Origin of the sequence: Chryseobacterium sp. KACC 21268 (genome assembly GCA_028736075.1) — a bacterium.
Lineage (GTDB): Bacteria > Bacteroidota > Bacteroidia > Flavobacteriales > Weeksellaceae > Epilithonimonas.
In genome coordinates, this window is the sequence record CP117875.1 from 58,960 (window position 1) to 74,343 (window position 15,384).

The following is a 15,384-nucleotide window of genomic DNA, read 5'->3' on the forward strand; positions in this document are numbered from 1 at the left end:
GCGATGTTAGCGGAAATCCCGGAATACGCGCTGGCCAAAGCCAAGGAATGAGGAATTGCAGCGGTCGTAGCGACCCGAGCGGCTGGAACTTGGCGCTGGCGAGGGACACACCCAGATAATAGTGAAAACTGATTTCAATCAGACATTTATGTAATGTAATTCGACACTTTTTCTTAAATTTGTGAATCTTATAAAATCTAAAAATTAATCAATAATATATTATGAATCTTCACGAGTATCAATCAAAAGAGATTTTAGCAAAATACGGGGTTAATATCCAACGTGGTTTTGTTGCAAACAATGTGGACGAAGCTGTGTCTGCTGCCGAAAAACTTACTGCTGAAACTGGAGCGCAAGCTTGGGTGGTAAAAGCTCAGATCCACGCTGGTGGTAGAGGAAAAGGTGGCGGTGTAAAGTTCTCTCCAAATATGGACAAACTGAAAGAAAACGCTGGAAACATCATCGGAATGCAATTGATCACACCTCAGACTTCTTCTGAAGGTAAAAAAGTACATTCTGTTTTGGTAGCTGAAGATGTATATTATCCTGGAGAATCTGAAACTAAAGAATTTTATGTTTCTATCCTTCTAGACAGAGCTTTAGGAAAAAACACGATCGTTTATTCTACAGAAGGTGGGATGGACATCGAGCACGTTGCAGAAGTGACGCCTCACTTGATCCACAAAGAAGTGATTGATGCGGCTTACGGATTGCAAGGTTTCCAGGCTAGAAAAATTGCTTTCGGACTTGGTCTTGAAGGGAATGCTTTCAAAGAATTCACAAAATTCATCACGTCTCTTTACAACGCTTACATCGGGATCGATGCCTCTCTTTTCGAAATCAACCCGGTTCTAAAGACTTCTGACAACAAAATTATCGCTGTAGATGCAAAAGTAACTTTGGACGACAACTCATTGTTCCGTCACAAAGACCTTGCTGAATTGAGAGATACAAGAGAAGAAGATCCATTGGACGTAGAAGCTGGCGAAGCTGGACTTAACTTCGTGAAGTTGGACGGAAACGTGGCTTGTATGGTAAACGGAGCTGGTCTTGCAATGGCAACTATGGATATCATCAAATTATCTGGCGGAAATCCTGCAAACTTCTTGGACGTAGGTGGAACTGCTGATGCACAGAGAGTTCAGACTGCTTTCGGAATCATCTTGAGAGACCCGAACGTAAAAGCGATCTTGATCAACATCTTCGGAGGGATCGTAAGATGCGACAGAGTGGCGCAAGGTGTTGTAGACGCTTACCACGCAATGGGAAGCCTTCCAGTGCCATTGATCGTAAGATTGCAAGGAACCAACGCTGTAGAAGCTAAAAAACTAATTGACGAGTCTGGACTTCCTGTTCACTCTGCAATTACTTTGGACGAAGCTGCAAACAAAGTAAAAGAAGTTCTTGCTAGCTAAGAATTTTCTAAAATAAATATCAGATCCGTTCAATTTTTTGAGCGGATTTTTTTGTGTCTTCATTTGGGCAGCTTTTCCGCCTTCCACTCCCGCTATTTTTCCCGCCGCATTTCCCGCCGCAAAAAATGAGCTCCGTTAAAGTCGGGCTGCGAGGTTCACAATAATGTAGAATTTGGTTTCTCAAGTCTCATTTCCATTTAATATAATATTTTCCAAAATAAAATAAGAAAGAACACCGTTTCAAATTTAGGAACGGTTTTTTAATTCAATACCTTAGACTGAAACGATGAAAAATATCTACATTCCAAATCCTTGCTCGGAGAACTGGCACGAAATGAATCCAGAAGAAAAAGGCAAATTCTGCTATGTCTGTAGCAAATGCGTGATAGATTTTACAGAAAAGAACACTCAGGAAATTCAACAAATCATTGAAGAAAAATCAAATGAAAGTGTTTGCGGAAGATTCTACAATTATCAGTTAAATATTGAAGATTCGAAAACTTTAAAATTGAAAGACAAGTTTTTCAAATATATTCCTGCGAGTTTTCAGAATAATAGAATTTCGCTGGGCTTATTTTCATTAATACTATTCCTAACAGGTTGTGCTAAAGAAAAAGAAAGTAGTGTCGCTACGACTGGCGTTGTATTGGCAGAAGAAGATATTCTTTCAAAAAATAATGATTATGTAATGGGAGAAGCGCTCATCGAAAATGATTCTGTTGCAAAAATGCCTGAAAAAGATAGTGTTGCATTAAAGAAAAAATCGAAATAAACGTAAAAAAAAAAAAGACAGCCAAAAAGCTGTCTTAATAATTTATTTTAAATGAGGTCAGTAATTCTTAACCAAACCTTTTACAAGCTTAATCACATTTGGCATCGCTTTGTTTGCTGCTTCCAAAACTTCCTCGTGAGAAACTGCAAAGGCAATATCCGGTCCGCCAAGATCGGTAATGATCGACAAACAGAAACAATCCATTCCCTGATGTTTTGCAACAATCACTTCCGGAACAGTACTCATTCCGACTGCATCTCCGCCAATTGCTTTAATCATGCCGTATTCTGCTGGTGTTTCAAAAGTTGGTCCTGATAAAGCCACATAAACACCTTCTTTGACATCAATATTTTCTTCTACAGCAATTGACTTAGCCAATTGAATCATCTTGCGATTGTAAGGTTCACTCATATCTACGAAACGTGGTCCGAATTCGTCGATATTTTTACCTCTTAGTGGATGTTCTGGCAACATATTGATATGATCTGTTACAATCATAATATCTGCCACTTTGAAGTTCGGATTCACGCCGCCGCAAGCATTGGAAAGGATTAGATTTTTAATTCCCAACAAATGAAAAACTCTGAATGGAAAAGTGACGGTTTCAATCGAATGACCTTCGTAATAATGAAAACGGCCGCTCATCATCAAAACTTTTTTGCCTTCCAGAATTCCGTAGATTAATTTTCCGCCGTGACCAACAACTGTTGTCTGTGGGAAATTGGGAATATCTTTATAATCTAAAGTATGAATCGCCTCTACCTCGTGCTGAAGTTTTCCTAAACCAGAACCCAATACAATTGCAAAATCCGGTGTTTCCCCGATAATGCTCTTGATAAATTCTGCTGTTTCTTTATACTTTTCTAACATAGTTTTGAATGATCTGGTTAAACTCTTCGCGCTTGTCAATCTCTACATTGATTGGCCAATAAAAAATCTTGTTTCGAAGATAATCAAAAGTCTTGAGGCGTACATAATCTTTCTCAGTCGTCAGGATTACCTTGTATTCGCCAAGTTTCTTGTACTCAGCCGATATTTTTTTGATGTCATCATCTGTAAAACTGTGATGATCTTTAAACTGCAGATGCTTAACTTTTTTGTTGTATTTAGAAATCTCTTTCAGCAACTGAGAAGGATTTGCAATACCTGTGATTAACAAAACATCATAGTAATCGAGATTTTTCACCGGCATCATGCTATCGATTCCCATAATATTTTCGTCATAGGCAATCGCAGAAAAAAATACTTTTTGATAATGCTGTGGTCGGATCCTGGAAATGTAATACTGTTTTTTTTCTTCAGTAAGATCATCCGGACATTTGGTAACCATGATAATGTTGGCTCTATTCATCCCGTGGCGGCTTTCTCTCAAATCACCAGCAGGTAGAATGAAATCTTTGAAATAAGGATCATTGTAATCTGTCAACAGGAGATTCATGCCAGGTTTTATCGCACGGTGCTGATAGCTATCATCCAGAAGCAATACCTCCAGATCCATATCCTCAATAATTTTTTTAGCACCGAAAACACGATCTTCACAAACGCCTATGACGAAGCGATTTCTGAAACGCTCAAACAACTGCATTGGCTCGTCGCCAACGAGCTTGTAATTACTTTCGTAGTTTACAATGCCGTAGCCTTTGGTGATTCTTCCGTAGCCACGAGACAGGACGCCGGTTCTGTAATATTTGGACAGATACTCTGCAAGATACATTACCATAGGCGATTTTCCACTGCCTCCAACCGACAGATTGCCAACACCTATTATGGGTGTTCGGAATTTCGAAGAAGAAAATAATCCCCAATCATACATCCGGTTTCTAATAGAAGTGCCGAGATGATAACCTAGGGAAAAGGGGTAGAGATACCATCTTTTCATAGACTGCAAAAATAGGGATTTCTATGAAATTAAAAGCATAATGAAACAGATAAGAAACGACTTTATTTATCAATAATCAATTTAAAATTCTGCTTGATGCCAGAATCGGATTTGATATTCATAATGTAATTACCATTCGGAATATTGCCGATGAAAACACTTTGAGTGATAGGATTCTGGCTTATAGATCTTACTTTCCTCCCTGCAATTGTGTAAATATCGATATCCAAAAGAGAACTTTCTGCAGTTCCACTCTTGTTAATAAAATAGATGTAATTCTTCGCTGGATTTGGATAAAACTGAAATTTGTAGCTTTTCTTATCAATTGTCTCTTCCTCCACAGGTGGCGGTGGCACCACAACATTGAAAGCGAAAGATCTGTCCAGAAACGCTATTCTTTTGGTCAGCCATTCTCTGATGTAAGAAAACTCTTCGTATTCAGAGGAGATCGTACTTCCTGAATTTGCAATTTGATCTCTTTCGTAAGCACCGTTATCTTTTAAATAATTAAAATTATCCATTAGTATCTGCATAATTTTATCTACCGAAATAGTACTCGATCTTAATTCCAGCCATCTTCTGTTCAAATCAAAGCGAAAACCGTCTTTTCTTTCATCTTCCCACAGCCTTTGAAATAGTCCATTAGACTTGAAGTCATCCGTAATATCTTCCGGCACAGAAATCCAATCCCTTCCTAAAACACTATCCAGATCCCACGGAACCAGAAAGTACTTTTCGTTTTTATCATAGCGGGCCGTGTAGAAATTTTTACCCATATTGTCCGTAGCTCTAAGGGTATTGATGAAAATAAAATAGTTAACCAGATTATCACTATCGTATCTTACTTTGTACTCAGATTCAAACAATTCTTTAGATGCGAATACTGCAAAGAAATGAAGGTTATAAAAATCGCTCCAGTTTCTCAGATCTTTCGGATAGGTGTACTCATAGCCGCCCCATGTTTTAGAATCATTATTATAATCCGAAACACCGATATATTGTGTATTTTCATCGTACGTACTACTTTTGTATAGTTCTCCGCGTACTTCTGTTTCTGTATTTTTTTTGAGCTTCAGTTGTTTTCTGTCCATTTTCTCGGAAACAGCGTAGAGCCCTTGATAGGAATTATTCACAAAAACCTCCGCATATTTCATACTGATTCCTGCCTTAGCTTTGGGCTCAAGATTCTGATAATATAATCCGCTCATACGATCCCAAAACTCCCAAGAGGCTACACTGCTGATTTTCAACGGTTCATTGTACATCGCCTGCAAGTTCCAATCTTTATCCTCTCTCAGTCCTAAGAGTGATAAATCTTGCGTATCATTACCTTTCTCATCTTTCCAAAATTCTATTTCAAAAGATTTTTTAGGATAATTCTGAGAAGTATCGCCTCTGTACTCTATGCCTGCATTGGAGTTGGTAATATTCCCCGTAGTTTCTACAAGGCTTACTCTCGACATAACTTTGGGCGCATCTACAATTTCCAGATCCGTATCTATAAAAAGCAAAGGCAATTCTGTAAAATAAATTGAATATCTCACATAGCCCTGATCTACGCCTATCGTGTAACGCAAACCTTTTTTCAGCACTTTTATATTATCTAAAACTTTATAATCCTGACCATCAATCTTGATTATAATTGATTGATTGTCAAATACTAGCTTGTTTAAATCTGCATTACAAACAATCAATCTTTTATCCTTATCGATTCTGTAATTTTCTTTCGGGATTTCGATTGTAGAAGCGAATATTTGAGTGCTAAGGAATATTAATATCAGAGATAAATATTTGTACATATGGTTATATTTTTTCGGACGCAAAGATAATGTTTCTGATTTATTACGAATCGTAAAAGCCGATGCTTGTTGGAAAACACGACCAAAGTCATTTTAATCCTGCCAATAGTTTTTTAATTATCTTTGCAATCTTATAAATATTGAATATGATATTATCAATGACAGGTTTTGGGAGAGCCGAAACTGTTTATGAAGGCACAAAAATAACGGTGGACATCAAATCTTTGAACAGCAAAAACTTTGATCTTAATGTGAAGACACCGCTTAGATATAAAGAAAAAGAATTCGAAATCCGGAAACTGCTTAATGATAAAATTCTTCGTGGAAAGGTAGATTGCTACATCAATTGCGAGAGTCTGGAAGTCAGTAATGATGTGAAGATCAATGAAGATATCGTCAAAAATTATATGGATCAGTTAAGAGCTGTTGCATCTGACGCACCAGAATTTGAATATCTGAAAATGGCTGTAAGAATGCCGGACGTCCTATCAACAAAAAATTCTGAACTTGATGAAAAGGAATGGAAATCACTACTTGCAGTGGTGCAGGATTCGGTGAGTAAGTTCATAGAATTCCGTCAAACTGAAGGTAATAATCTGGCTGAGGAAATCGAAAAGATCGTTCAGAACATCGAGAATAATCTGAATCAGGTTTCTCAATACGAGGAAGAAAGAATCCAACCAATTAAAGACCGCTACCAAAATGCACTCAAGAATTTTGAGAATATCGATGAGACCAGATATTATCAGGAAATGGTTTACTTTGTTGAGAAATTGGATATTTCAGAAGAGAAAGTGCGTCTTTCACAACACATTAAATATTATCTTGAAGTGATGAGAAACGAGGATTTTAATGGAAAAAAACTAGGTTTCATTGCTCAGGAAATGGGACGTGAAATCAATACATTGGGATCAAAAGCCAACCATTCCGAGATCCAGAAATTGGTGGTTGAGATGAAGGATGATCTTGAGAAAATCAAAGAACAAACGCTAAATGTTCTGTAGTTTAAGATTCGAAGTTCAGAGTTGGAAAAACATTGAACCTTAAACATTAAACTTAAAACTAAACAATGAAACAAAAAGTTATCATATTTTCCGCACCATCCGGAAGTGGGAAAACAACTTTGGTAAAACACGGTTTGTCGGTTGTGCCAGAACTCTGTTTCTCTATTTCCGCAACTACAAGGCAACCACGAGGCGAAGAAAAACACGCCGAAGATTATTATTTCCTCACGCCGGAAGAGTTCAGATCCAAAATATCGGAAGATGGATTCGTGGAGTTCGAGGAAGTTTATACGGACAAATACTACGGAACTTTAAAATCCGAAGTCGAAAGAATCTGGAACCAAGGAAAAGTCGTGATTTTTGACGTTGATGTCAAAGGCGGAATCAAGCTGAAGGAAATCTTTGGAGATAAAGCTTTATCCATTTTCGTAATGCCGCCAAGCATCGCCGAGTTGGAACAAAGATTGATCAAAAGAAATACCGACTGCGCCGAAACCATCAAAACCAGAGTAGAAAAAGCTGGCGAGGAAATGACCTATCAAAAACACTTCGATAAAATTATTATTAACACAGATCTTGACACAGCAAAGGCAGAAGTCGAGAAAATAATTAATAACTTTATCAACGAATAAAATCTGAAACACACAATGGATAATACATTAGACACCGCCATAAACAATATGCCCGTCAAAGGTTTTCTGGACCTTAAGGAATTTGCGATCCCAACCGGAGACGATTTGGTACAGGCAATCCTTGACCTTAAAAAAGAAAAAAATGCCGTGATCCTGGCACATTATTATCAGCCAGGACCCATCCAAGATATTGCTGATTTTCTAGGTGACTCTCTTCAATTGGCGAGACAAGCCAAGGAAACCGATGCCGATATGATCGCGTTTTGTGGCGTTCATTTTATGGCAGAAGCTGCGAAGATCCTTAATCCAACCAAAAAAGTCGTTCTTCCAGATACACTCGCAGGTTGTTCACTGGCAGATGGCTGTTCCGCAGAAGGACTCAATAAAATGCGCGAGCAACACCCCAATGCATTGGTAGCCACGTACATCAACTGCAATGCAGAAACCAAGGCCGCTTCAGACATCATCGTCACTAGTTCCAACGCAGAACAAATCATCGAGGCTTTGCCAAAAGACCGACCAATCATCTTCGCGCCGGACAAAAATTTAGGACGTTACCTAAGCAAAAAAACAGGTCGCGATATGATTCTTTGGGACGGAAGCTGCATCGTGCACGAGGCATTTTCTATGGAGCGCATCGCACAACAGCTGGCCGAGCATCCGAATGCAAAATTGATCGCTCACCCGGAAAGCGAAACGCCGGTTTTGGAATTGGCACATTTCATCGGCTCCACTTCAGCGCTTCTGAATTACGTGGAGCAGGACGACTGTCAACAGTTCATCATCGCAACAGAAGAAGGAATTCTTCATGAGATGAGAAAACGTGCGCCACACAAGGAACTCATTCCGGCACTTGTTTTCGATGAAAGCTGCAACTGCTCCGAGTGTTTCTATATGAAACGAAATACGCTGGAAAAACTTTATCTCTGTATGAAGTACGAGCTTCCGGAAATCAAAATGGATGAAGAGATTCGACTCAAAGCTTTGAAACCAATCGAGGCGATGCTGGAACTTTCCAAAAGCATCAAATAAATCACAAACCTTGTCTTAACTGATGAGGTTTTTTTATGTGATAATTTGGGCAATCCCCTCGCCTATTCTTGCCCACCGCTCGGGTCGGGCTATCCGCTGCAATCTTTTGCCAAAGCCTTTCCAACCCCAAAAAGATTTCCACTACTATCCCTATTGCAGCTGCGCACAAAAGAAACTGTCAACAAAATTCGAAATCTTAGTCAAAGTTTTTCTATTTTTAAAACATGAAATCAAAAATCATCCTCGAAGACATCAAAATCTACGCTTACCACGGTGTTTTGCCTGAAGAAGCCATCATCGGAAACCATTACGTTGTGAATCTGGAAGTTCATGCAGATCTGGAAGAGGCGTCGCAGTCAGATGATCTTGATGACACCATTAATTATGCTGAGATTAATTCAATCATTCATCAGGAAATGGAAATCCGTTCACAGCTTCTGGAACACGTGATTGGAAGAATCATCAATAAAATTGAAAATCAGTTTCCCAAGATCACATTCATCAAAATAAAACTGACCAAAACCATCCCGCCAATGCCAGGCGAAATGAAAGGTGTGAGCCTGGAATTTGAGAAAGAAAGTAATTCGCTAAAATAAAAATTATTAAACTTAAAAACCATGAAAAACAACTACAGAATCGTTGAACGCTACAAAGCAGAAAAAATCTTAAGATTCGTCAATGCGATCATAGACTCGCTATCAACCTTTGTTTTGGTTGTCATTGTCTATTTGATTGCTGTCCTTATTTATTCCTTAGTGACCGGAAATGATTTCATTATGGTCACAGATTCCGTTTCGCAAATGAATCCTTTACTAGACAGGCTGGTCACGAGTGTTCTTTTTGCTTTCTTTATGTTTGTGATTGAATTTGTCACAAAAGGGCGAAGCTTGGGCAAATTGATTACAGGAACAATGGTAGTCCACGAAAATGGAGGTCTGCCCACTTCCAATGATTTTCTCAAAAGGAACTTCAGCCGGATTGTTCCCTTTGACGCGCTTTCATTTCTTGGAAACCGCGGTTGGCACGACAGCTGGAGCTACACAAAGGTTGTTAAAAGAAAAGCATACCTGGAAGCAGTAGAAAGAGAAAGCTCCATAGAAGATATTGGCCAGATCGCCACCGAGTAAAATCTTAAGTTGGTATTGCGTTTGCTGCAAACCATTCAAATTCAAAATTTTATGAAAACATATCTTGCGGTTGCAATTGCTGCGCTCGGTTTCATTATTGCTGCTGCTCTTCTTGGAAGTGCTGTCAAAAACAGGAACAAATCTGAAAACACTGTTTCTGTGACAGGACTTGGATCCAAAACCTTCACATCGGACCTCATCGCCTGGTCTGGGAGTTTTTCCAAGAACAGCATAGAACTAAAAACAGCGTACGATGCACTGGCTGTTGACAGAAAAGTCATCTACGACTATCTAAAATCGAAAGGTGTGAAGGAAAGTGAGATGGTATTTTCAGCCGTTGATATTCAGAAACAGTTTCGGAATTACACCGATGCCAGCGGGAATTATCAGCAAGGTGAATTTTCGGGATATAATCTGACTCAAAGTGTCTCTATCAAATCTAAAGAAGTTTCGAAGATCGAAAATATTTCCAGGAACATCACAGAGATCATCAACCGCGGGATAGAATTCACGTCTTCTTCCCCTCAATATTTCTACACTAAACTCGCCAACGTGAAGCAGGAAATGATAGCCAACGCTACAAAGGATGCCAAAGAACGTGCAGAAAAAATTGCTGAAAACGCGGGAAGCAGTTTGGGAAATCTTAAAAAAGCAACGATGGGCGTGATCCAGATTACAGCACCCAACTCCAATGAAGATTACTCTTACGGCGGTACTTACAACACCACTTCTAAAGATAAGGAAGCAAGTATTACCATTAAACTAGAATATGAAGTAGATTAAGAGTAGAGATTAGAATTTAGATGTTTGAAACATTAATCATAAAAAAGAGAAACCAGATGGCTTCTCTTTTTTTTATTTGTCTGCATCTCCTGAAGATTGCTGCACTACGCTAATACTTGTAGGCGTTACCAATTCTACCCCTTCTTTCATCAGTCTTTCATTAATCTGCATAATGGCCTCACTTTTTACGTTGGTGAAATTACCTCCGATTTCTAACCAAAACTTAATCTGCATCGTAAAGACGCCTTGTTTGACATTCGTGAAAACGACATCTACCGCATCCGTCTTATCGATATGTTCCAGTGATTTGATTTCATCCAGAATTGCCGATTTAGCTTTTGTGATATCTTCCCCTACCGGAATTTCAAAGTCTAAAATGATTCTTCGCTGTGGTGAAGCTGTGATATTAAAGAATGGCGAATTGAAAATCACCTGATTGGGAATGTAAACTTTCTTACCATCATCGGTAATCAGTTTGGTTGTCAGCAATCCAATGTCCTGAACGGTGCCGGAATTACCGCCTATTGTAACGTAATCGCCAATTTTGAATGCTTTGTCCACGCCTACCAACATTCCTGAGAACATACTCGACACCAGATCTTTCAGCGCTACCCCAGCGATAACCCCTGCTACCCCTAAACTTCCCAGGAATTTGATAAAGAACCCGCTGAATCCCATTACCTCCAAAGCAATGAAGGTTCCCATCAAAATAATCAGAAATTTGAAGACTGAGATCAATGTTACGACAGAATCATTCTTTGTTTTTGGGAAAAGCTTGTGGAAGAGCTTTACAGACCAACGGCTAAGATAGGTACTGGTCGTAAGGAAGAATAGAAATATTAAGATCCCTACAATTAATCTTGGTGTTAATTCAGCGAATTTGATGTACCATCTTTCCAGAACGGCGTAAACCGTGTGTAAATATTCCATAATATGATATTAATAAAAAAAACCGACAAAAGCCGGTTTTATTGTATGTGTGAACTAAAATTATTTAGCTTCGTTTGCAATTCTTTTTGCCTGTCCGCTTGGTAAGTAGATACTGAAACCAACGTTGAATGTGATATTGGAATTCAAACCTTCGTTACCGAAACCTGACTGACCTACATATTTTACCAAACCTTCTACACCGATGTTTGGCGTAATAAAGTAAGAATACCCAGGACCAACTCCGAAATCCAAACCTGTGGTTGAGTTTCCGTTTTCTACGGAAGAACCACCAACACCTAGGTTACCTTCGAAGAACCAACGTCCGTGGTTTAGCAAATTATCAACACCAGCTTCTCCCGGTGATACATAATAACGGCCTAAAGCCCCTACTCCATAATCGAATCTTGTTGGGGAACCTTTGGTTACTTTGCTAATTCCTAAATTAACATAACCTCCTAATGCTACATTATCTTTAATAAAATAAGCTGCTCTTGGCTGTAATGCGATATTATAACCAGCACCTGTATTTAAACCAAAATTACTAGAAAGTAAGCTACTTCCAACCATCCAGTTTCCTTCCTGTATCTGAGCGTTTGCTGTAGAGAATAAACCTGCTCCTAACACTACTGCTCCTAATAATAATTTTTTCATATGTTTAAATTTTTCGTTAATAATTATCTTTTCTACATTTTACAAAGGTTGTGCCATTTATCAAAAAGACGTTAGAAAATAAGGCCGAGGCGCTTTTTAAGAAAAATTAACGAATATCAATTCGCATTAGAAACTGTATTTTTTATTGTATAAAAAAGAAAAGCCAACCTTTACGGCTGGCTTATTATTAATCCCTTGGATTATACTTTACAAAATTACTTTTTTAGAAGTAATTCCTTTTTCTGAAGTTATTTTTAGGATGTATACGCCTTTCAAGAATGCAGAAGCATTGATTCTGATTTCTTTTGAACTTTTGCCAGAAACTGAGTAAGCCAGTTTTCCAGAAGCATCATACACCTCAACTGCTGAAATGTTGTGATCCCCTTTTACCACTAAATCACCATTGTTTTTGTACACCATTAATTCTTTAGCTTTAGAATTCTGAGTAGAAAGCACCGCGTTGCTGTAAAGAATGTCAAATCTGGTTTCATTCTCAGTACTCACAACATCACTTGAGAAAGTGTAGTAACCTTCCTGCAGATTGGTGATAGTTCCGGTTACGTTATCTTTTAAATAAATGGCTTTCGCATTACTTTTGAACACCCCATCCTTATCATTAAGCGCAATCACACAATTACCCGCTTTTGAATTTTTAAATCCTAATTTAATATCATCAGAATCACTAATTGGCAATCCTCTAGCCTGGATCTGCAATTTATTGGTTCCAATCACAGAATAAAACGCATCATTACCAAGAGAAAAGAGTGAAGAGTCATAATCTTCATCATAGTCATTGGTCGCTTCAGGAATATGTGCAATTAAAATATTGTTTGCTACATTATTTGGATTGACTAATTTTAACCAATAGCGATCTAATACCTCTTCTGGTTCTTCTTCATCACCCTCCTCATCACCTTTCTTATTGTAGAAAATCGAGCTTGACGAAATAGAGGCTCTTACTGTATTAGCGAACTTTAGTGGTGCATTATTATACTTAGCTTGAACTATAAATCCTTGTCCTATTTCTGTATATTCGTTTGGTCTCAAACTAATTTCCTCTATATTCCCAGATAAATATGTGGGACCAACGCCTCCTACTCCACCAACATAAGTCGCATAATTATTACCTGCATAAGTTGACCCCTGCTGAGTTTTCACTTCATTTAAGTTCGTCCAAAGCCACTGTTTGTTAAAGATAGTATTTTTATTTGCTGTTGAACTTGATAAAGATCTAAAAGAAATATTTGAAGCATACGGATTGCCTACCAAATTATAACCTTTGTCAATCCCTGGGCTTCTTTGTAATGTAACCGTTATATCTCCATTATTAGGAACTCCCACGAAATTAAACGTATCAGTAGTAAGCGTAGTGGGCGAATAAGCATCCTTCCCTCTAATTGCGTAACCAATTCCAGCTTCAAACACAGACAAAGCATTCAATCCTGCAGTTCCAAATTTATCATTAGCTTCATTATATCTGTAAATGAAATTTGTAGGTGTGCCTACGGAAAAATTGTAAAGATTTTGACCAATTACAGGAGAGCTCCAATAGTTATAGTCCTTTTGTTTAAGTTTTGCTATTTTCCGTACAATGGAAATTCCCGATCCCGAATATGTAGATCCATTTCTCTGAAGAAGTATTCCACCGTCATCAACTAGAACTGTTCCATTATTAATAAACTCATTAGCAATTATTAAGGAATATCCATCTGCTATAGAAAAAGTAGAACCTGAATTAATTGTTACTTTTCCAGCACTAACATTTCGAGCCAAATTATAATTTCCTGCAATTATTGCTTCTGTATTACCATTCGGCACTCCATTTGACCAGGCCGAGCCATTCCAAATGGTTGTTTGTCCATTTATCATGATAGCATAAACTAAAATGACAAATAATATAAATTTGTTTCTCATAACCCATAAATTTTCTAATTGCAAAATTAGAAAAAATAATGCTAATTATATGTTAAAAAATCATCAAAACATCGCAAAGCGACGTAGCGCTTATTATCACTAATTTTTATCACTACTGAATGAAGAGTGTTGAGAATCTAACAGAGAATTGTAATTATCCTTCAATAATTCCCAAATCAGCTGCTGTCTGTATGGTCCTATGCTTGAACGCGCAGCCTCCTGAAGCTCAGTATATAATGGGTAATTGGTCATTTTTTGCATTGCTGCCCGTACCGCACCCGTATTTTTTGGTGGAAATATCAAGCCGTTTTTTCCATCTGTAACAATCTCGTTGCAGCCATTGATATCAGATACCAGAGCTGGGAGCCCCATCGCCAGAGCCTGCAATACGACATTGGGAAACCCCTCTCTATAACTGGGAAATACCAAGCAGTTGCTCAGTGCAAAGTAAGGTCTTACATCCTTCTGAAATCCAACAGATACAATCGCATCATTATTTTCTATTTCATCCAAAGTCTCCTGAGACAATGGATCCAGTTCCTGCTCCAAAGGCCCGACGAGTAGAAGCTTAAGCGTTTGGGAGTTAGAGCCTTGAAGGTTTTTAAAGGCTAAAATCAGCTCATTCATACCTTTGTCTTTCACCAGTCTTCCGACGAAAACGAAGACAAAATCATTTTCGCCTATTTTAAGATCTTTTCTCAATCTGTTTTTTGCATCCTTACTAAATAAGGCAGGATCAAATTGGCTGACGTCGATACCATTGGTACTCCCATTTCCAATCACCTGAAGTTTTTCCGGCTTACCCAGCTTTTCTATGATAATAAAATCATACAATCCTTTGGAATTGGGATAGACATTGGTTGCACAATTATATGTGAACTTTTCTACGTGATTCAAAACTTTTCTTTTAAGTCCTGTCGCTTCCATTAATGGCAATCCTGCAACAGTATGCAGCCGGATTTTTACCCCTGCCAGCTTTGCTGCCATCATCCCAATCAGTCCGGCTTTTGGAGTGTGCGTGTGTACAATTTCCGGCTTTTCCTTTTTAATATACTGGTACATCTGCCAAAGTGATTTGAGATCCTGCAAGGGCGTAATCTTCCTTGTCATCTCAATTGAATATGTCTTAATTCCCAATTCTGTACCGACTCGATCGAGATATTCTTTGTCTGCCGAAATCGCTGTAACTTCAAAATACTGGTTCATAAAAGTCAACTGCCTGCCCAATAATTTTTCTACAGAAATCGGGACCGTTGTAATTCGGAAGAGCTTAGCCATTGGTGGATATTTTTGCAAATATAGGAAAAGGGCGGGAGGTTTTGAGGAAGGTTTTGGCGTGGGAGTGTTCTCTGGTTTTGAGCGTTGAGAAGATCAAATTAAAATCCCATTCCAGAAGAATGGGACTTAAGCAAATGATCCAGACGAATGGTCGGAACATCTGTGATG

Annotated in this window: 15 protein-coding genes; 8 read left to right on the plus strand and 7 right to left on the minus strand. The window is 38.4% G+C overall.

The window, feature by feature from the left end; translation table 11 throughout:
• Positions 1 to 221: 221 nt before the first annotated feature.
• Both sucC and PQ459_00290 read left to right on the plus strand, forming a co-directional pair.
• A complete protein-coding gene (gene sucC, locus PQ459_00285; GenBank protein WDF46932.1) occupies positions 222 to 1,415 on the plus strand; it encodes an ADP-forming succinate--CoA ligase subunit beta in 1,194 nt (397 codons plus the stop codon).
• A gap of 286 nt (positions 1,416 to 1,701) precedes the next feature.
• Complete coding sequence (locus PQ459_00290; GenBank protein ID WDF46933.1) at positions 1,702 to 2,187, plus strand: hypothetical protein; 486 nt, start codon at positions 1,702 to 1,704, stop codon at positions 2,185 to 2,187.
• Positions 2,188 to 2,244: 57 nt separating this feature from the next.
• Here PQ459_00290 and PQ459_00295 read toward each other — a convergent pair whose 3' ends face one another.
• The 3 genes from PQ459_00295 to PQ459_00305 all read right to left on the minus strand — a co-directional run bounded on the left by PQ459_00295 (position 2,245) and on the right by PQ459_00305 (position 5,865).
• Positions 2,245 to 3,057 (minus strand): purine-nucleoside phosphorylase, encoded by an 813-nt coding sequence (locus PQ459_00295; protein WDF46934.1) that lies wholly within the window; start codon positions 3,055 to 3,057, stop codon positions 2,245 to 2,247.
• The gene (gene lpxK, locus PQ459_00300; GenBank protein ID WDF46935.1) at positions 3,041 to 4,066 is read right to left on the minus strand and encodes a tetraacyldisaccharide 4'-kinase; all 1,026 of its coding nucleotides are present in this window, start codon (positions 4,064 to 4,066) and stop codon (positions 3,041 to 3,043) included. Before lpxK ends, PQ459_00295 begins: the two co-directional genes overlap by 17 nt.
• Positions 4,067 to 4,128: 62 nt before the next feature.
• Positions 4,129 to 5,865: a CotH kinase family protein gene (locus tag PQ459_00305; protein ID WDF46936.1), complete on the minus strand. Its 1,737-nt coding sequence runs from the start codon at positions 5,863 to 5,865 to the stop codon at positions 4,129 to 4,131.
• A 146-nt stretch (positions 5,866 to 6,011) separates the two neighbouring features.
• On the opposite strand from PQ459_00305, the gene PQ459_00310 reads away from it, so the two are divergent.
• From PQ459_00310 to PQ459_00335, 6 genes are all read left to right on the plus strand, one after another.
• The gene (locus tag PQ459_00310; protein ID WDF46937.1) at positions 6,012 to 6,869 is read left to right on the plus strand and encodes a YicC family protein; all 858 of its coding nucleotides are present in this window, start codon (positions 6,012 to 6,014) and stop codon (positions 6,867 to 6,869) included.
• Between the two features lie 65 nt (positions 6,870 to 6,934).
• The gene (gmk, locus tag PQ459_00315) at positions 6,935 to 7,501 is read left to right on the plus strand and encodes a guanylate kinase (protein WDF46938.1); all 567 of its coding nucleotides are present in this window, start codon (positions 6,935 to 6,937) and stop codon (positions 7,499 to 7,501) included.
• 15 nt (positions 7,502 to 7,516) lie between these two features.
• The gene (gene nadA / locus PQ459_00320) at positions 7,517 to 8,533 is read left to right on the plus strand and encodes a quinolinate synthase NadA (protein ID WDF46939.1); all 1,017 of its coding nucleotides are present in this window, start codon (positions 7,517 to 7,519) and stop codon (positions 8,531 to 8,533) included.
• A gap of 224 nt (positions 8,534 to 8,757) precedes the next feature.
• Positions 8,758 to 9,129: a dihydroneopterin aldolase gene (gene folB / locus PQ459_00325; GenBank protein ID WDF46940.1), complete on the plus strand. Its 372-nt coding sequence runs from the start codon at positions 8,758 to 8,760 to the stop codon at positions 9,127 to 9,129.
• A 21-nt stretch (positions 9,130 to 9,150) separates the two neighbouring features.
• Complete coding sequence (locus PQ459_00330; protein WDF46941.1) at positions 9,151 to 9,660, plus strand: RDD family protein; 510 nt, start codon at positions 9,151 to 9,153, stop codon at positions 9,658 to 9,660.
• A gap of 51 nt (positions 9,661 to 9,711) precedes the next feature.
• The gene (locus PQ459_00335; GenBank protein ID WDF46942.1) at positions 9,712 to 10,443 is read left to right on the plus strand and encodes an SIMPL domain-containing protein; all 732 of its coding nucleotides are present in this window, start codon (positions 9,712 to 9,714) and stop codon (positions 10,441 to 10,443) included.
• Between the two features lie 72 nt (positions 10,444 to 10,515).
• Here the strand turns inward: PQ459_00335 and PQ459_00340 are convergent, their stop codons facing one another.
• The 4 genes from PQ459_00340 to PQ459_00355 all read right to left on the minus strand — a co-directional run bounded on the left by PQ459_00340 (position 10,516) and on the right by PQ459_00355 (position 15,216).
• Positions 10,516 to 11,373, minus strand: coding sequence for a mechanosensitive ion channel family protein (locus PQ459_00340; protein WDF46943.1), 858 nt, complete (start codon positions 11,371 to 11,373; stop codon positions 10,516 to 10,518).
• Positions 11,374 to 11,433: 60 nt separating this feature from the next.
• On the minus strand, positions 11,434 to 12,024 hold the full coding sequence (locus PQ459_00345; protein WDF46944.1) for a hypothetical protein: 591 nt from the start codon (positions 12,022 to 12,024) through the stop codon (positions 11,434 to 11,436).
• Positions 12,025 to 12,231: 207 nt separating this feature from the next.
• Complete coding sequence (locus tag PQ459_00350) at positions 12,232 to 13,938, minus strand: T9SS type A sorting domain-containing protein (protein ID WDF46945.1); 1,707 nt, start codon at positions 13,936 to 13,938, stop codon at positions 12,232 to 12,234.
• Positions 13,939 to 14,037: 99 nt separating this feature from the next.
• A complete protein-coding gene (locus PQ459_00355) occupies positions 14,038 to 15,216 on the minus strand; it encodes a glycosyltransferase family 4 protein (GenBank protein ID WDF46946.1) in 1,179 nt (392 codons plus the stop codon).
• Between the last annotated feature and the right edge of the window lie 168 nt (positions 15,217 to 15,384).